General features: G+C 67.8%; 13 protein-coding genes. 6 read left to right on the forward strand and 7 right to left on the reverse strand.

The window, feature by feature from the left end; genetic code table 11:
• The first annotated feature begins 368 nt into the window (after positions 1 to 368).
• The gene (gene dapB / locus DM194_RS23315) at positions 369 to 1,166 is read left to right on the forward strand and encodes a 4-hydroxy-tetrahydrodipicolinate reductase (RefSeq protein WP_111069950.1); all 798 of its coding nucleotides are present in this window, start codon (positions 369 to 371) and stop codon (positions 1,164 to 1,166) included.
• 119 nt (positions 1,167 to 1,285) lie between these two features.
• Here dapB and DM194_RS23320 read toward each other — a convergent pair whose 3' ends face one another.
• The 5 genes from DM194_RS23320 to DM194_RS23340 all read right to left on the reverse strand — a co-directional run bounded on the left by DM194_RS23320 (position 1,286) and on the right by DM194_RS23340 (position 8,277).
• Positions 1,286 to 2,932 carry a response regulator gene (locus DM194_RS23320; RefSeq protein WP_246024613.1) on the reverse strand — a complete coding sequence of 549 codons (1,647 nt, stop codon included), beginning with the start codon at positions 2,930 to 2,932 and terminating at the stop codon, positions 1,286 to 1,288.
• A gap of 113 nt (positions 2,933 to 3,045) precedes the next feature.
• Positions 3,046 to 3,672, reverse strand: a complete 627-nt coding sequence (locus DM194_RS23325; RefSeq protein ID WP_111069952.1) for a LysE family translocator — start codon at positions 3,670 to 3,672, stop codon at positions 3,046 to 3,048.
• An 83-nt stretch (positions 3,673 to 3,755) separates the two neighbouring features.
• Positions 3,756 to 5,540: a glycoside hydrolase family 17 protein gene (locus DM194_RS23330; RefSeq protein ID WP_111069953.1), complete on the reverse strand. Its 1,785-nt coding sequence runs from the start codon at positions 5,538 to 5,540 to the stop codon at positions 3,756 to 3,758.
• Positions 5,541 to 5,808: 268 nt separating this feature from the next.
• The gene (locus tag DM194_RS23335; RefSeq protein WP_014189844.1) at positions 5,809 to 6,582 is read right to left on the reverse strand and encodes a ferredoxin--NADP reductase; all 774 of its coding nucleotides are present in this window, start codon (positions 6,580 to 6,582) and stop codon (positions 5,809 to 5,811) included.
• A 252-nt stretch (positions 6,583 to 6,834) separates the two neighbouring features.
• Positions 6,835 to 8,277 (reverse strand): helix-turn-helix domain-containing protein, encoded by a 1,443-nt coding sequence (locus DM194_RS23340; protein ID WP_111069954.1) that lies wholly within the window; start codon positions 8,275 to 8,277, stop codon positions 6,835 to 6,837.
• Between the two features lie 313 nt (positions 8,278 to 8,590).
• On the opposite strand from DM194_RS23340, the gene aceA reads away from it, so the two are divergent.
• The 3 genes from aceA (at position 8,591) to DM194_RS29010 (ending at position 12,954) form a co-directional block, all read left to right on the forward strand.
• Entirely contained in the window at positions 8,591 to 9,868 is a 1,278-nt protein-coding gene (aceA, locus tag DM194_RS23345) for an isocitrate lyase (protein WP_111069955.1), read from the forward strand.
• A gap of 573 nt (positions 9,869 to 10,441) precedes the next feature.
• Entirely contained in the window at positions 10,442 to 11,005 is a 564-nt protein-coding gene (locus DM194_RS23350) for a DJ-1/PfpI family protein (protein ID WP_111069956.1), read from the forward strand.
• A 251-nt stretch (positions 11,006 to 11,256) separates the two neighbouring features.
• Complete coding sequence (locus DM194_RS29010) at positions 11,257 to 12,954, forward strand: methyl-accepting chemotaxis protein (RefSeq protein ID WP_111069957.1); 1,698 nt, start codon at positions 11,257 to 11,259, stop codon at positions 12,952 to 12,954.
• A gap of 91 nt (positions 12,955 to 13,045) precedes the next feature.
• On the opposite strand, the gene DM194_RS23360 is transcribed toward DM194_RS29010, so the two are convergent.
• Both DM194_RS23360 and DM194_RS23365 read right to left on the reverse strand, forming a co-directional pair.
• Complete coding sequence (locus tag DM194_RS23360; protein WP_111069958.1) at positions 13,046 to 13,954, reverse strand: prephenate/arogenate dehydrogenase family protein; 909 nt, start codon at positions 13,952 to 13,954, stop codon at positions 13,046 to 13,048.
• A gap of 126 nt (positions 13,955 to 14,080) precedes the next feature.
• The gene (locus DM194_RS23365) at positions 14,081 to 14,992 is read right to left on the reverse strand and encodes a hydrogen peroxide-inducible genes activator (RefSeq protein WP_111069959.1); all 912 of its coding nucleotides are present in this window, start codon (positions 14,990 to 14,992) and stop codon (positions 14,081 to 14,083) included.
• A 236-nt stretch (positions 14,993 to 15,228) separates the two neighbouring features.
• On the opposite strand from DM194_RS23365, the gene ahpC reads away from it, so the two are divergent.
• Positions 15,229 to 15,792 carry an alkyl hydroperoxide reductase subunit C gene (gene ahpC, locus DM194_RS23370; RefSeq protein ID WP_111069960.1) on the forward strand — a complete coding sequence of 188 codons (564 nt, stop codon included), beginning with the start codon at positions 15,229 to 15,231 and terminating at the stop codon, positions 15,790 to 15,792.
• 442 nt (positions 15,793 to 16,234) lie between these two features.
• Complete coding sequence (gene ahpF / locus DM194_RS23375) at positions 16,235 to 17,830, forward strand: alkyl hydroperoxide reductase subunit F (protein WP_111069961.1); 1,596 nt, start codon at positions 16,235 to 16,237, stop codon at positions 17,828 to 17,830.
• The last annotated feature ends 75 nt before the right edge of the window (positions 17,831 to 17,905 follow it).

Genomic DNA, 17,905 nt, shown 5'->3' on the forward strand with positions numbered 1-17,905 from the left:
TTGATTGTGCGTCTTCAGTGGTGGTTGATCTTTCCAAATCATCACTGGTCGGGCGCACAGACATCTACGCTCATGAGACAAATCGTATATACATTAAAGGCATTTTTAAAGTTATATTTCTCTTTGTAAGCCCATAGCATTAATATTATACCTGTTATGATTGTACTTAATCTTTAGCAAACACGCAATGGTCGAGTTTGCGGATGATGGAAATCGAGTTCCTGGTGCACAGAAGAACACCACAGCGGCAGAGAGGAACGTTCCCAAAGCAACCGCTCTGAATCAGTAGCTTAAGCCCCGGCCGGGCCTGTGCTAAACCGCTGAGGACGGGGAAGCCCGGCGGAAGAGCTGAACAGGGGATTGGCGTCATGAAGATCGGTGTCGTCGGGTGCGCGGGGCGCATGGGGCAGATGCTGGTGCGCGAGATCGCGGCGACCGCGGGCTGCACGCTGGCGGGCGGGACCGAGCGGGTGGGCGGCCCGGCGCTGGGCAAGGATCTGGGCGTGCTGGCCGGGCTGGACCCGCTGGGCGTGACCGCCATCGACGATCCGGTCGCCCTGTTCGCGGAGGCCGACGCGGTGATCGACTTCACCAGCCCCGACGCGACCGAGCGCCATGCCGCCCTGGCCGCCCAATCGGAAACCGTGCTGGTCGTCGGCACCACCGGCCTGAACCCGTCGCAGCAGGCGGCCATCGCCGCCGCGGCCACCCACACGGCCATCATCCAGTCGCCGAACATGTCGCTGGGCGTCAACCTGCTGCTGGCGCTGGTGGAGCAGGTCGCCCACACGCTGGGCGACGACTTCGACATCGACATCCTGGAAATGCACCACCGCCGCAAGGTGGACGCGCCGTCCGGCACGGCGCTGGGCCTCGGCCATGCCGCTGCGGCCGGGCGCGGGGTGAAGCTCGAGGATGTCTGGCAGAAGGTCCGCGACGGCCACACCGGCGCCCGTCCGCGCGGCGAGATCGGCTTCGCCACGCTGCGCGGCGGCGACGTCATCGGCGACCACACGGTGATCTTCGCCAGCGAGGGCGAGCGGATCGAGCTGACCCACAAGGCCTCCGGCCGCCAGATCTACGCCAAGGGCGCCGTCCGCGCCGCCCTGTGGGCCCAGGACAAGACGCCCGGCCTCTATACCATGCGGGACGTTCTGGGCCTCTGATATCATCGGGCATAAAGCCTGACCCATCAGGCTTTATGCCCGCCCTCAAACGGCGGGCGGGGCCGGACGGCCGCTTGCCTTCGCAGGCATGGGGCTGCGGGGCCGCAGGGGCGGCGGTTCTACACCCCCGCCCCTTCCCGCGTCAGCACCGCCAGGAAGGCGTCGACGACGCGCGGGTCGAAATGCCGGCCCGATTCGGTGCGCAGCAGATCCAGCACTTCCACCATGTCCCACGCCTTCTTGTAGGGGCGGCAGTGCAGCAGCGCATCGAAGACGTCGGCGACGGCGACGACGCGGCCGGCCAGCGGAATGGCGTCGCCGGCCAGTCCGCGCGGATAGCCGCTGCCGTCGAACCTCTCGTGATGGCTCTCGGCGATCTCCGCCCCCATCGACAGGTAGCCGCGCCGGTCGCCGCCGCAGGCGTCGCGCAGGATGCTGCCGCCGATGGAGGCATGGTCGCGCATCACCGTCATCTCCGCCTCGTCCAGCCGTCCGGGCTTGCGCAGGATGGCGTCCGGGATGCCGACCTTGCCGACGTCGTGCAGCACGCTGGCCAGCCCGATGGTGTCGCAGAACCAGTCGTCCAGCTCGTCGGCGAAATCGCCGCGGGCATGCAGTTCGCGCGCGATCGCCGTGGCCCAGCGGCCCAGCCGCTTCACATGGTCGCCGGTGACCTCGTCCTTGTATTCGGCCAGCTTGCCGAGCGCGTGGACGGTGGCGACCTGCGCCTCGTTCAGCCGCTCGTAGAGCCGCAGATTGTCCAGCCCGACCGCCGCCTTGGTGCAGAGCAGTTCCAGCAGCGGCCGGTCGTCCTCGGCGAAGGGACCGCCGAGCAGGCAGAGCGCCAGCGGCGCCGTATCGCGGCCGCGCAGCACGGCCACCCCATGCCGCGCGCCCCATCGCGCCTGCCCATCGTCCAATGCGGCGGCGATGTCGGCGGCGGCCTCCGCCGGCAGGTCGGCCGGCAGATCGGCCGGGATCCCGGCCTCGGCGAGGATCGTCACTCCGCCGCCCTCCCCGGCTCCGCACAGCAGGGCGGTGGCGGCGTTGGTCAGCAGGGCCGACGCCCGCCCCACCAGGCCGGCCAGGAACTGGGAGCGCGACCGCAGCCCGGCCAGATGGACGGCTGCCTCCATCACCCGCTCCAGCCCCTGCCGGCCGCGTTCGATGGCCGTGATATGCTGGTAGGAGCGCAGGGCCGCGACGGTGGCGGTGTAGAGCTTCTGCGCCGTCAGCTCGCTCTTGGCCTTGTAGTCGTTGATGTCATAGGCGGCGATCACCTGCCGTTCCGGCGCCTGCCCCGGCTGGCCGGTGCGCAGGATGATGCGGATCTGCCGGTTGCCCATCTCCTCGCGGATGTGGCGGACCAGCTTCAGCCCGGCGTCGTCGGTCTCCATCACCACGTCCAGCAGGATGGCGGCGATACCTGGGTTCTCGGCCAGCAGCGACCGCGCCTGCCGCGCGGTGTAGGCCGACAGGAAGCGGACCGGACGCTCCTCGAAGGTCATTTCGCCCAGGACGACGCGGGTGATGGCGTGGACCTCGTGGTCGTCGTCGACGATCAGGATCTGCCAGGGCGGATTCTGCCGGCCGCCGGCCGCATCGACGGTCTCTGCCGCGAATTCCAGGACATCGCCCACGGCGCCTGCGGACGAGTCCCGCCGGGCCTCATCCGCCTTTTCGCCCCTGCTGCAGCCGTCGGCCATCACCGCCCCCGCGGTTCGATTCGCTTCCGCCGGCTCCATGCAGGTTACCGGCGCGTGCATCTCCCTGGTTGCCAGCAATTTTTCGTGAAGTTATCTTGCTTTGTCAATGAACTGCCGGCTGCGTGGATGTGTCGCGCCCCGCTCATGCCCGGGCCGGGCATAAGCGGGGCGCGTCAGGCGGTCCGTTTCCAGGCGACGGTCAGCAGCCCGGCCCCCATCAGCAGCGACCCGCCGACCCGGTTGACCCTGCGCTGCACCGAGGGCGTCCGCACCGCGCGCCGCGCCGCCGAGGCCAGCAGGGCGTAGCCGGCGGCGTTCAGCGTCGCCAGCACCAGGAAGGTCGCCTCCATCACCACCATCTGTTCGAGCAGCGGCCGGCCGGGATCGAGGAACTGCGGCAGGAAGGCGACGAAGAAGACGATGCTCTTGGGATTCAGCGCGGTGACGGCATAGGTGTGCAGCATCATCCGCCAAGGCCGCACGCCCGAGTCGTCGGCCACCGTCCCGGCATCCCGGACCGGCGCCCGCCACAGCTTGATGCCGAGATAGACCAGATAGGCGGCGCCGGCCCATTTCAGCAGGGTGAACAGCCCCGCCGAGGCCGTCAGCAGCACCCCCAGCCCCAGCATCGAGGCGGTCATGGCGGTGAAATCGCCCAGCGCCACCCCCGCGACCGTCGCCATCGCCGACTTCCGCCCATGGCCCAGCGCATAGGACACGACGATCAGCACCGTCGGCCCCGGAATCATCAGCATCACGGCGGAGGCGGCGGCGAAGGCGAGCCAAAGGTCGGGGGACATGGAGCGGGTCTCCGGTTGCGAAGAACCCGTCCATCAATCCACAGCACCGCGGCCGGCGCAATGGGCCTCGGAAAACCGCACCGTCAAATCCGCCGCAGCGGACGACGGGCGCTCCAAACCCCGGCCAGGAAGGGCAGCGCCAGCAGCACCTGCAAGGCCGCCCAGCCCAGCGCCTCCCAGTTCGGCAGGGTCCAATCGACCTCGTGCAGGGCCTCCATGAAGGGAAGCTGGCCGTAGATCAGCGATTCGAGCGGCACGAAGCCCTCGGCGAGCACGGTCAGCAGCGCGGCCAGCAGCAGCCCGAAGCCCAGCACCGACTCCACCGGCATGGCGCGGACGGCACCCCGCAGCCCGCGCGGCTCGCCGTCGTCCGCCGGGACCGCCGGCCGGAACAGGCTGGCGATGCCGAGCGCGTCGCGCGTCTCCGTCCCCGACGGGCGGCGGGCGGCACGGATCAGCCCCAGCGCCGGCAGCGCCAGCGCCGGGATCAGCAGGTAGGGGTTGGGGAAGTCGCGGTACCGGCCGTCGTAGATGATGAGCAGCGACCAGACCAGCGCCATGACGCCCAGCGCGACCGCGCTCCACCGCCCCACCCGCTCGGTGCGGGTCAGGGCCGGGCGGGCGTGGCGCAGGCCGACCAGCGGCTCGCGCGCCAGCCCGCCGCTCGCCAGCGTGCGATGGGCGGTCAGCAGCACCGCCAGCGCCAGGGCGGCGGTCAGCGCCAGCATGACCACGGCCAGCGTGGTGTCCTGCCAATAATGCTTGCTGCCGTGCACCGCAAGGAAGGCGGCGCGGACATAGAGGGTGGACAGCGCCTGGGCCAGCAGGATCAGCACCACCCAGCCGGTGCCCGGCAGATGGCGGCGCAGCAGCGCCAGCCCGCCCAGCAGCACCAGCGCCAGCCCGCTGGACGCCGCGAACAGCCAGGGCCAGGCGACATTGCCGACCACCGGCCCGGCCAGCGAGAATTTCGGCGTGCGGTCGGCGTTGTAGAGGCCCCAATGGCCGCCGACGGTGCCCTCCAGCTTGGCCTTCCACTGCTGGTCGAAGGCCTCGATCACGTTGTAGTCGAAGCCCTCCTGCTCGGCCATGCGGACGAAGGCGTTGACGAAGGTCGCCTTGTTGACCAGCCCCGGCACGGCGGCCCCGCGCGAGCGCCCCTGCGTCGGCCAGCCGGTCTCGCCGACCAGGATCGGCTTGCCGGGGAAGCGCTGGGCGATTGTACGGTAGCTGTTGCGGATGCGCTCGGTGGCGCCGTCCACGCCTGCCGGCACGTCCTCCCAATAGGGCAGCAGATGGATGGTCAGGTAATCGACGTGGTCCGCGATCTGCGGATACTTCAGCCACCATTCCCACACGTCGGCGTAGGACACCGGCTGCTTCACCGCCGCCTTGACCCGGTCGATGTAGCCGGTCACCTGCTCCGGCGTCAGTTCGCACCGCAGCAGCACCTCGTTGCCGACGATGACGCGGGTGATGACGTCGGGATAGCGGTTGGCGAGGTCGATCAGCGAGGCGATCTCCGCCTCGTTCTTCTCGGTCTTGGAGGACAGCCACGCCCCCATGGTGACCTGGATGCCGTGCTTGCGCGCCATCTCCGGCACCACCTCCAGCCCCTCCAGCGAGGTGTAGGTGCGGATGCCCGCCACCTGCGGCGCCAAGGCCGCGAGATCCTCCTCGATCTGGGCATTGGTGGGGAAGACCTGGGTCAGCGGGCTCTGGCCGTCGCGGAACGGGGCGAAGGACACGCTGCGCAGCTTGCCGCCCGGCGGCGGATCGAGCGGCACCGGGAGGTTCGGCAGGGACCAGACGGCGAGATTCGCGAGGCCGGCGACGAGGATCGCGGCGAGGATGAGGATCAGGCGCATGGGCTGGATGTCTACACCAAAGGCTTGACAGTTTGAACGGTGACCGTCGCACCAACAGGCGGGAGGGCGTTTTTATTCACCGGAACTGGACGGAAAATGGGGAGCCGGACGGAAAATGGGCGCGCCCCCGGAGGAGGCGCGCCCGTCAGGTCGGTCAAGGATTGAGTGACGTGCCATCGTCACCGAGTGGTAAACGTGCGGGAGGGGAGATTATTCCGTTGGGCGATGTAACTTTGTGGAGAAGCGCTCTCCCCTCACCTACGAGACGTCACCGCTCGACGAAGGCCTTCTCGATGACGAAGCCGCCCGGCTCGCCGTTGGTGCCCATGACGAAGCCGCGCTTCTCCATCATCGCGGTGGTCTCGGCCAGCATCGCCGGGCTGCCGCAGATCATCACGCGGTCCTTCTCGGCGTCCAGCTCCGGCAGGCCCAGGTCGCTGTACAGCTTGCCGGTCTCCATCAGCGTGGTCAGGCGGCCCTGGTTGCGGAAGGGCTCGCGCGTCACCGTCGGGTAATACAGCAGCTTTTCCTTCACCTGCTCGCCGAAGAACTCGTTCTCCGGCAGGCTGTGGTGGATCAGGTCGTCATAGGCCAGCTCCGCCACGGTGCGGGTGCCGTGGGTCAGGATCACCCGGTCGAACTTCTCGTACATCTCCGGGTCCTTGATGATGCTGAGGAACGGCGCCAGGCCGGTGCCGGTGCTCAGCAGATACAGGTTCCGCCCGGGAAGCAGGTTGTCGGTGATCAGCGTGCCGGTCGCCTTGCGGTTCACCAGCAGCGTGTCGCCTTCCTTCAGGTGCTGCAGGCGCGAGGTCAGCGGGCCGTCCTGCACCTTGATGCTGAAGAACTCCAGCGTTTCCTCGTAATGCGCGCTGACCAGGCTGTAGGCGCGCAGCAGGGGCCGGCCGTCGACCTCCAGCCCGATCATGGTGAACTGCCCCGGCAGGAAGCGGAAGGACGGATCGCGCGTGGTGGTGAAGCTGAACAGCGTGTCGGTCCAGTGGTGAACGGTCAGCACGCGTTCTTTGATCAGATTGCTCATGGGGGCGTTCCAAAACCTGTCGAGGCAAAGCTCGGTTGGCGGTGTTCAAGCCGCAATGTTCAAACAATCGTCCGGGACGCTGCGTTCAGGTGGCCGGTGCGTGAACACGCAAGCGGAGCTGCCGCGACGCAACGGCCGAAACCTATCAACAATCCCGGTCGAAGGCCACGGATTTATACCAGTCAAATGACGGGCTTTCCGGAAAACAACACAAACTGCGCCGTACAACATTGATCCCGGTCAATCGGCGCCCTATTCCGCGCTGGGCGGAGCGAACAGGTAGGGCGACAGCCCGCGCAGGTTCTCGTCGACGATAAGCCGGTGATTCAGCGGCGGAAACGCCCGTTGTGAACAGTCCAGCCGCGGGCAGAGCCGGCAATTCACCCCGATCGGCGTCGCCGCGCTGGTGTTGGACAGGTCGAACCCGTCCGCATAGGTGACCTGAGCCGCATGCTGAACATCGCAGCCGAGGGCGACGGCGAATTGCTGCGGCGGGCTGCGGTGGCCGCCGCCGGCCTTCACCACCGTGCGGGCAACGGAGAAATAGGCGGTGCCGTCCGGCATCTCCGCCATCTGGCTGTGGATCTTGCCCGGCGTGCGGAAGGCCTCGTAGACGACCCAGCGCGGACAGCCGCCGCCGAAGCGGGCGAAGTGGAAGCCGGCGCCGGAAAAGCGTTTCGACACGTTGCCGGCGCTGTCCACCCGCATGAAGAAGAAGGGCACGCCCTTGGCCCCCGACCGGTGCAGGGTGGTCAGGCGGTGGCAGACCTGCTCGAAGGACGCGTCGAAGCGCCGCCGCAGGATCTCGATGTCGTAGCGCAGCTGGGTCGCCGCCTCGTGGAAGCGGGCATAGGGCATCAGCACCGCCGCGGCGAAATAATTGGCCAGCCCGATGCGGGCCAGCCGCCGCGCCTCGTCCCCGGACAGGTTGGCGGCGTCGACGATGCCGTTCAGCAGGTCGCGGTGGCGCAGCAGCGCGATCTGGCAGGCCAGCTGGAAGTTGCGGCCCGACGGAGCCAGCATCTCCGACAGCAGGATGCGCCGGCTGTGGCGGTCGAAGCGGCGCACGGCATAGCCCATCACTTCCGACGGCAGCAGGCGGACGCGCACGCTGTGCTGGGTGTTCAGCCAGTCGACCAGCCCGCGATAGAGATCGCCGCGCTCCAGCCTGCCGTCCTGCCACAGGCTTTCGGCCGCCGCCTCCAGCTCCGGGAAATGGTTGGAATGGGTCTGGAACAGGTCGCGCACCTCGTCCTGCGGAAAGCCGGCGCTCTGCACCAGATGCAGCTTCTCGCGGTCGGCCACCCGCTCCGCCAGCGCCTGCAGATCGTCGCGCGCGCCGCGGAAGCCGCGGTAGAGCGCCACCACCGCCTGCCCCAGCGTCGGCGCCACCGCCGCCAGTTCGCGGAAATCCTGGTTCTTGATGTCGGAGCCGTCGAACAGCGGATCGGAGAACACCTCGCGCAGCCCCGCCACCAGCCGGCTTTCCTCGTCCTCGGCGAAGGCCTGGAGATCGACGCCGAACTGGTGGCCCAGCTTCAGCAGCAGCGGCACCGTGACCGGGCGCTGGTTGTGCTCGATCAGGTTCAGATAGCTGGGGGAGATGCCCAGCTGCTCCGCCATCTGGGCCTGGGTCAGCCCGTGGTCGCGGCGCAGGCGGCGGACCTTCGGACCCAGCATCGCCTTCTTTTCCATGCTCGCCACCACAGGCCTCCGGCAGTTCTCGGAATTTACAAGATTTACGGATTTACAGGATTGTGAAAACGGCAGTTTACAAACGGACCTTTTTACAAACAAGGGCTTATTGCAACGCACCCAGACCGGGTTTAAGTCTTGGTTCACGGCCGCGCTGTAAAGCGCAAGCGGCCCCGAAGACGGCAAACTGCAGACGAAACCGGCGGGAGGAAACGCCGCTGCAAACCAGCCGCAGGGACCGACAAAAGGCCCGCCCCGAGACCCAAGTTCCGCCCCGATCAACCGGGCGTACCGGACATAAGGAACCTGACCCATGTCGCTCGATGAAAAGACCAAGGCCGCCATCCACGCCGCCCGTTACGAGGGCATCCGCCGCGACTACACCATGGACGACGTCAAGCGTCTGAGCGGCTCGGTCAAGATCGAGTACACGCTGGCCGAGCTGGGCGCGCGGCGCATGTGGGAACTGCTGCACACCGAGCCGTACATCAACACGCTCGGCGCGCTGACCGGCAACCAGGCGATGCAGGCGGTCAAGGCCGGCCTGAAGGCCATCTACCTGTCGGGCTGGCAGGTCGCCGGCGACGCCAACACGGCCGGCCAGATGTACCCGGACCAGAGCCTGTATCCGGTCAACTCGGTCCCGGCGGTGGTCGAGCGCATCAACAACGCCTTCAAGCGCGCCGACGAGATCCAGACCTCCGAGGGCAAGGGCGACACCTACTGGTTCGCGCCGATCATCGCGGACGCCGAGGCCGGTTTCGGCGGCCCGCTGAACGCCTTCGAGCTGATGAAGGCGATGATCAAGGCCGGCGCCGCCGGCGTGCACTGGGAAGACCAGCTGGCGTCCGAAAAGAAGTGCGGCCATCTCGGCGGCAAGGTTCTGATCCCGACGCAGCAGCACATCCGCACGCTGAACGCCGCCCGTCTCGCCGCCGACGTCTGCGGCACCTCGACCCTGGTGATCGCCCGCACCGACGCCGAGTCGGCGCAGCTCATCACCTCGGACATCGACGAGCGTGACCATCCCTTCATCGATTTCGACGCCGGCCGCACCACCGAGGGCTTCTTCCGCCTGAAGAAGGGCATGGGCGTCGATCACTGCATCGCCCGCGGCCTGTCCTACGCGCCGTATTCGGACCTGATGTGGTGGGAGACCTCCAAGCCGAACCTGGACGAGGCGCGCCGCTTCGCCGAGGCCGTCCACAAGCAGTTCCCGGGCAAGATGCTGGCCTACAACTGCTCGCCGTCCTTCAACTGGAAGGCCAACCTGGACGACGCCACCATCGCCAAGTACCAGCGCGAGCTGGGCGCGATGGGCTACAAGTTCCAGTTCGTCACGCTGGCCGGCTTCCACAGCCTGAACTACTCGGCCTTCACCCTCGCCAAGGGTTACGCCGAGCGCGGCATGGCCGCCTACTCCGAACTGCAGGAGGCCGAATTCGCGGCCGAGAAGGACGGTTACACCGCCACCAAGCACCAGCGCGAAGTCGGCACCGGCTACTTCGACGCGGTCGCCACGGCGATCTCCGGCGGCACCTCCTCGACCACCGCGTACAAGGACTCCACCGAGGCTGACCAGTTCCATTGATCGCAGGTTCCGATCATCGGAATTGGTCCGTGATCCGGTGTGCGAGCCGGATCTTTTCGAACGGCTGATGCTTTGACTTGCCGACGGCCGGGGGCCTTCCCCCCGGCCGCTTTTTTATGTCCGAACGGTTTTGAATCGGTTCATTCGTCATAAGCCGCCGGCGAAGCCACGCCCCCATGGTATGGCAGACCTGCGCCGCATCAACCGGTGGTACAGGCCGGTTAGGCCGAAAGTCTTGAACGGGGCTGGAAATTACCGCTAAATCACCTGCCGCGGCGCGGATCCGCGGAGGCGCAGCCTTGGGTGCGGCGCGGAATCCGTTGTTGACTTGGCTCCGCTTCGGGACCAATTAACTTCGCATGCTGAAAACAAACCGATCCGGGACGTAGAAGGTCCCACACGCCGGCACCCGACCTCGGGCCACCGGCGGGCGGAACTGGCCGCCGCGCAATCGCTTGCGCGGCGATGACCGTTTCCCGACCGCCCCCTGCTCCGGCGGGTTCTCCCCTGGTCGAACATCCCATCGGAGATGGTCCGGCGTATTTTGGTGAAACTATGAAAGGACAAGACAGTATGGATCAATCGCTCGCAGGAAAGTCCATCGCCATCCTCGTCTCCAACGGCTTTGAAGAAGCGGAGATGACCGAGCCGCAACGCGCCCTGATCAAGACCGGCGCCACGCTGCGTACCATCTCGACCGAGACGGGTCTGGTCAACGGCTGGCACGGCAAGTCCTGGGGCCATTACTTCCCGGTGGACAAGCATCTGAGCGAGGCGCTGGGCGCCGACTTCGACATGCTGCTGCTGCCGGGCGGTGAGCGCAGCGTGGCGAAGCTGCAGCAGTCGGCCCACACCCGCCGCATCGTCGGCCATTTCCTGGATGCCGGCAAGCCGATCGCCGCCATCGACCAGGGCATCCAGCTGCTCGCCATCCCCGGCAAGCTGCGCGGCCGTCTGCTGGCCGCCCCGGAAGCCTACCGCGCCGACCTGACCGCCGCCGGCGGCCGGATCAGCGACGAGGCCCTGGTCGTCGACGACGTCACGGTCTCGGCGCTGGGCCAGGAGCAGCTGAACGACTTCGTCGAAGCCGTGGTGAAGCTGTTCACCGAGCTGGGTTCCGTTCGCAAGGCCGCCTGACCTCCATCCTCAGCCGGTCCCGAAACGGCCGCCGCACCAACCGGGTGCGGCGGCCGTTTCGTTTTTGCGTCCCAGTCATCCGGGACACCGTACCCGGGTCGTGACCATTTCCGTTCGCCTGCAATCTCCGACCAATACACTCACCTTCCACGTTGATAATTTTAAACGTTCGGATTAGTAAGGTTGAGTGTCGAACAATTCCATCGGGCAGAGGATCCTCTAGCCGGTACTTTGGCGGGAATGCAGGCATAATGGATAAAATTCGAGCATTCGGGCGTCTCACCATCCGCGCCAAGATCATCATCGCCGTTCTGGGCACTGTTGTGATGGCCGGCGCCTTTGGACTTTTCACGCTGAGCCGACTTGAAATCCTAAACAATGCCGCCGAAACGATGCGCAGCCGCTCGCTGCCGGCGACCCAGCTGGCCGGTCAACTGACCTCCGCCGCGCAGAGTCACCGCATCGCCGAGGCCGCCTATGCGCTCGCCACCAACGAGATGCAGGTGAACCAGGCGGAAAAGGGCTGGACCGACGCGGCGGCCGAGGTCGCGGCCCGCCGGCAGGAGGCCGGCGCCCGCTTCACCGCCGGGGAAGGGGCGGCGCGGCTGGCGGCCTTCGACGAGGCCTGGACCGCCTATGCCGCCGCGGCCGACCGGGTGCGCACCCAGGCGCGCGACGGCAACTTCCAATCCGCCGTCAATGTCTTCAAGCGCCCCAGCGCCGTCGCCTTCACCCGTGTGCAGGAGGCGTTGGACGCGCTGGTCGCCGGCACCATGGCCGACGCCGGCATCGTCGCCGACCAGGGGGCCGCGGTCTATCACAGCGCCCGCGGCATGGTCCTGGGCGGGGTGACGCTCTGCACCCTGCTGGCGCTGGGCTTCGGCGTCGTGCTGGTGCGCGGCATCTCCCGCCCGATCCTCGACGTGGCGAGCGCCCTGGAGCGGCTGGCCGCCCGCGACTTCTCCGCCAGTTTCGAGGAGGGCCGCCGCGACGAGATCGGCCGCATGGCGACCGCCGCCCGCGTCTTCCGCGACACCATGCTCGAAACCGAACGCCTGCAGCAGGACCAGGAGCGGCTGAAGACCGCCGCCGCCGAGGAGCGCCGCCGCGAACTGCGCACGCTGGCCGACGGCTTCGAGGCGACGGTGAAGCGGCTGGTCGAAGCGCTGTCGGCCTCCACCGCCGAGATGGCCTCCGCCTCCAGCGCGATGGCGGAGGGCGCGGCCGAGACGGCGCGCCATTCCGACGCCGTGTCGTCCGCCGCCGGCCGCGCCTCGGCCAATGTCGACAGCGTCGCCGCCGCCACCGCCGAACTGTCGGCCAGCTTCGCCGGCATCGCCCGGCTGGTCGCCGATTCCGCCGGCATCGCCGCCGACGCCACCCGCGACGCAGAACGCAGCACCGCCGTGATGGGCAGCCTGGCCGAAGCGGCGGAGGAGATCGGCAAGGTGGTGGACATGATTTCCGGCATCGCCGGCCAGACCAACCTGCTGGCGCTGAACGCCACCATCGAGGCCGCCCGCGCCGGCGAGGCCGGCAAGGGCTTCGCCGTCGTGGCGAGCGAGGTGAAGCAGCTCGCCGGCCAAACGGCCAAGGCCACCGCCGAGATCCAGGCGCGCATCGCCGAGATCCAGACCGCCTCGGGCACCGCCGTCGACACCATCGGCGCCGTCACCCGCACCATCGTCCGCATCAACGAGATCGCCGCCGAGGTCGCCGCCGCGGTGGAGCAGCAATCCGCCGCGGTGGGCGAGATCGCCGCCAACATCCAGGATGCCGCCGACGGCACCCGCACCGTTTCCACCAGCATCGCCGCCGTCACCGCCGCCGCCGCGTCCGCCGAACAGGCCAGCGGCGTGATGGTGCGCTCGGTGGACACGGTCACCGGCGACGCGGGGCGGATGCGGCAGGAGGTGGACGGATTCCTGGGGGCGCTGCGGGCGTCGTAGGAACCGGCTGCCCCCTCTCCCGCCCTCGGCCGGCCAAAGGCCGGTCCGATCGCGGGGAAGGGATGGAGAGGGGGCGATGGCGCCCCTCCCCTCACGCCTGCTTGGCGTCGATGATTCCCCGGCGCACCGCCCGCGTCTTGGTGAAGTGGTCCTGCAGCTGCTCGCCCTCGCCCCAGCGGATGGAGCGCTGCAGAGCCGTCAGATCCTCGGTGAAACGCTGCAGGATCTCCAGAACCGCCTCGCGGTTGTTCAGGAAGATGTCGCGCCACATCACCGGATCGCTGGCGGCGATGCGGGTGAAGTCGCGGAAGCCGCCGGCCGAGAACTTGATGACCTCGGACTTGGTGTCCTCCTCCAAATCCGACGCGGTGCCGACGATGGTGTAGGCGATCAGGTGCGGCAGGTGCGAGGTGATGGCCAGCACGCGGTCGTGGTGGCTGGCCTCCATGATCTCCACGGTGGAGCCGACGCGGCGCCACATCTCCGTCACCCGCGCCAGCGCATGGCGGTCGGCGCCGGTCGCCGGGGTCAGGATGCACCAGCGGCCCTGGAACAGGGTGGCGAAGCCGGCCTCGGGGCCGGAATGCTCGGTGCCCGCCACCGGATGGCCGGGGATCAGGTGGACGCCGTCGGGCAGATGCGGCCCGATGTCGCGCAGCGTCGCCTGTTTGACCGACCCGACATCGGTGACGATGGTTCCGCGCTTCAGAAGCGGCCCGATGGCCTCGCCCACCGCGGCGAAGCTGCCGACCGGGGTCGCCAGCACCACCAGCTCCGCACCGTCCAGCGCCGCCGCCAGATCGGTGGTGGCCTCCGCCACGATGCCGAGTTCCAGCGCCTTGGCGCAGGCCTCCGCGCTGCGGTCGGCGCAGACGACCTGCCGCGCGATCCCATATTCCGCCAGCGCCCGCGCCAGGGAGGAGCCGATCAGACCGATGCCGAGGATGGCGACTCGGTCGAACAGGGGGCCGGGGGCGGAAGCGGTATCGGTGCTGACCATGACGCGGGGTGTCCCGAAAAAGGCGTGGACGCCGGGGTGGACAAGGGGAAAAACCGTCCCGTTTAAACCACCTCGGGCCCGTCGGACCAAGCGATACTTTGATCCGGTACTTTGATCATGGCCCCCTCAGGCGTCGTTGCGCGTCATCTCCGCCCTGAGCGCCTCGGCCAGCCGCTGGAAGGTTTCCTTCCGGCCTGAGGTGCGGCGCCAGGCCAGCGCGATGCGGCGGCCGGGCCGGTCTCCGGCCAGCGGGCGCACCGCCAGATCCAGCCCGCGCAGGATGCCCGAATCGACCGCCATCTGCGGCAGCAGCGTCACCCCCAGCCCGTTCGCCACCATCTGCACCAGCGTGTGCAGGCTGGTGCCCTGGAAGGCGGTGTTGTGCGGCGTGGCGTCCAGCGCGCAGGCGGCCATGGCGTGGTCGCGCAGGCAATGCCCGTCCTCCAGCAGCAGCAGATCCTCCGACGGAACCGCCACGGGCTGCGCCGGGTCGCCGCCGCTCAGCCGATGGCCGGTGGGGCAGACGAAGCAGAAACGGTCCTCCGCGATGTCCTCCGTCTCCAGGTCGCCCATCGGATAGGGCAAGGCCAGCAGGGCCGCGTCGAGCTTGCCGGCGTTCAGCTGGCCGAGCAGGCGGGCCGTCTGGTCCTCGCGCAGATACAGGCGCAGGCGCGGGAAGGCCTCGCGCAGGGCCGGCATCACGCGGGGGATCAGGAAGGGGCCGATGGTCGGGATCACCCCCAGATGCAGGGCGCCCGACATCGGGTCGGCGGCGGAGCGGGTGATGTCCACCAGTTCCTCCGCCCCCTTCAGCAGCTGGCGCGCCCGTTCCGCGATCTCGCGGCCGAGCGGGGTCGGCAGCACCGAGCGGCGCGTGCGCTCCACCAGCGTGGCGCCCAGCAGGTCTTCCAATTCCTGGATGCCGGCGCTAAGCGTGGATTGGCTGACGAGACAAGCTTCCGCGGCCTGCCCGAAATGGCAGCGGTCGACGACGGCGACGAGATAGCGGAGCTGGCGCAGGGTCGGGAGCGGCTTCATGCCCGAATACGTAATCGGATTTTTCGATCAATTCAATTGGTATTTTCTACTTCTCTTGATCACAGATTTCCCGTATTCCTCCTTGGGTCAACGGGACAACGGAACGACGCCTCACCTCCGCCACTGAAACAGCCCCCTTGTTCGACAGGGTGCGCCGCACTAAGTCGGGCATGTCTCGGCCACTGGCCGGGGATCGAGGCGACAACCATTCATCGCACCCCATCGGAGAACACTAAATGTCCTTGATCAACAGCGAGATTAAGCCCTTTAAGGCGACCGCGTACAAGAACGGCAAGTTCATCGAAGTGACCGATGCCGACCTGAAGGGCAAGTGGTCGGTCGTGTTCTTCTATCCGGCCGACTTCACCTTCGTCTGCCCGACGGAGCTGGAAGACCTGGCCGACAACTATGCCGAGTTCCAGAAGCTGGGCGTCGAGATCTACAGCGTCTCCACCGACACCCATTTCTGCCACAAGGCCTGGCACGACACCTCGCCGGCCATCGGCAAGATCGGCTACACCATGATCGGTGACCCGACGCTGACCATCAGCCGCAACTTCGAGGTCCTGATCGAGGAAGTCGGCCTGGCCGACCGCGGCACCTTCGTCGTCGATCCGGACGGCAAGATCCAGATCGTCGAGATCACCGCCGGCGGCATCGGCCGCGACGCCAAGGAGCTGCTGCGCAAGGTCAAGGCCGCCCAGTACGTCGCCGCCCACCCGGGCGAGGTCTGCCCGGCCAAGTGGCAGGAAGGCGAGAAGACCCTCGCCCCGTCGCTCGACCTCGTCGGCAAGATCTAAGGTTTTCCCGCAAGGAAACCCTCGGATCGGGGGCCGGTTCAGGCCGGCCCCCACCCCGCCGCCCCGGCGGGTTTTGATTGCAGTACCCTCGGACGGGCCGCCACTGCCGCAAGGCGGTTTCAACGGGCCGGCCACCCAGCCGCCTCGGGCGCCACCCGGTGAGCTCCCGTGACGGGTTTCGTCGTCGGCTTCCCGATCCCCGCGAAGGCGGGCACCCAGAAGCGCTTTTTGTCGCAGCCTTTTCCAAAGTCTGGATCCCCGCCTGCGCGGAGACGACGATGACGTTTCGCACTCTTCACTGTTTCAAAACCGGACCACGCGCCGGAACCGACACCCCCACCCGACTCGATCTCCCGATCCGGGTCATCCAATTCTCCGCCCGGACCGCCGCCATCATGGGCAGGCGATCCGCCACGGACACGAGACGTTGGGAAAGAGAGCCATGCTGGACGCCAATCTGAAGACGCAGTTGAAGGCTTATCTGGAGCGCATCACCCATCCGATCACGCTGGTCGCGTCGCTGGACGGCGGTGCGAAGTCGCAGGAAATGCTGGGCCTGCTGGAAGACATCGCCTCGCTGTCGGACAAGATCACCCTGGACCGCAGCGGCGCCGACGCCCGCAAGCCGTCCTTCGCGATCAACCGCGACGGCAGCGACATCGGCGTCACCTTCGCCGGCCTGCCGATGGGGCACGAGTTCAATTCGCTGGTGCTGGCCCTGCTTCAGGTCGGCGGCCACCCGTCCAAGGAATCCGAGGAGTTGCTGGAGCAGATCCGCAACCTGGACGGCGATTACCGCTTCGAGACCTATTTCTCGCTGTCCTGCCAGAACTGCCCGGACGTGGTCCAGGCCCTGAACCTGATGAGCGCGCTGAACCCGCGGATCAAGCATGTCGCCATCGACGGCGCGCTGTTCCAGCAGGAGGTCGAGCAACGCCAGGTGATGGCCGTGCCCACCGTCTTCCTGAACGGCGAGCCCTTCGCCCAGGGCCGCATGGACGTGGCGCAGATCGTCGCCAAGCTCGACACCGGCGCCGTCGCCCGCGCCGCCGAGAAGATCAAGGCCAAGGCCCCCTTCGAGGTTCTGGTGATCGGCGGCGGCCCCGCCGGCGCCGCGGCCGCCATCTATGCCGCCCGCAAGGGCATCCGCACCGGCGTCGCGGCCGAGCGGTTCGGCGGTCAGGTGCTCGACACCATGGCGATCGAGAACTTCATCTCCGTCTCCCACACCGAGGGGCCGAAGCTGGCCGCGGCGCTGGAACAGCACGTCAAGGACTATGAGGTCGACGTGATGAACCTGCAGACCGCCACCGCCCTGGTGCCGGCGGCCCAGGAAGGCGGGCTGATCGAGGTGAAGCTGGCCAACGGCGCCTCGCTGAAGTCCCGCACCGTGGTGCTGTCGACCGGCGCCCGCTGGCGCTCGATGAACGTCCCGGGCGAGGCGGAATACCGCAACAAGGGCGTGGCCTATTGCCCGCACTGCGACGGCCCGCTGTTCAAGGGCAAGCGCGTGGCGGTGATCGGCGGCGGCAACTCCGGCGTCGAGGCGGCCATCGACCTCGCCGGCATCGTGGCCCATGTCACGCTGATCGAGTTCGACAGCCAGCTGCGCGCCGACGCGGTGCTGCAGCGCAAGCTGCACAGCCTGCCCAACGTGACCGTCATCGTCTCGGCCCAGACCACCGAGGTGCATGGCGACGGCAACAAGGTCGTCGGCCTGTCCTACAAGGACCGCAACAGCGGCGAGCTGAAGCGGGTGGATCTGGAGGGCATCTTCGTGCAGATCGGCTTGGTGCCCAACACCGAATGGCTGAAGGGCACGCTGGCGCTCACCCCGCGCGGCGAGATCGAGGTGGACAACCGCGGCCAGACCTCCCTGCCCGGCGTGTTCGCCGCCGGCGACGCGACGACGGTGCCGTTCAAGCAGATCGTCATCGCCATGGGCGAGGGTGCGAAGGCCGCACTGGCCGCCTTCGACCACCTGATCCGCACGGTGCCGGCCGAGGAAGCCGTACGGGAAACCGTCGCGGCGGAGTGAGGATAAGGTTGCAATGAAAAGCCGGCGGCCTCGATTAAGAGCGCCTAACAGAACCATCTCTGGACGAAGCGCCAG

Source organism: Azospirillum ramasamyi (assembly GCF_003233655.1).
Classification (GTDB): Bacteria; Pseudomonadota; Alphaproteobacteria; order Azospirillales; family Azospirillaceae; genus Azospirillum; species Azospirillum ramasamyi.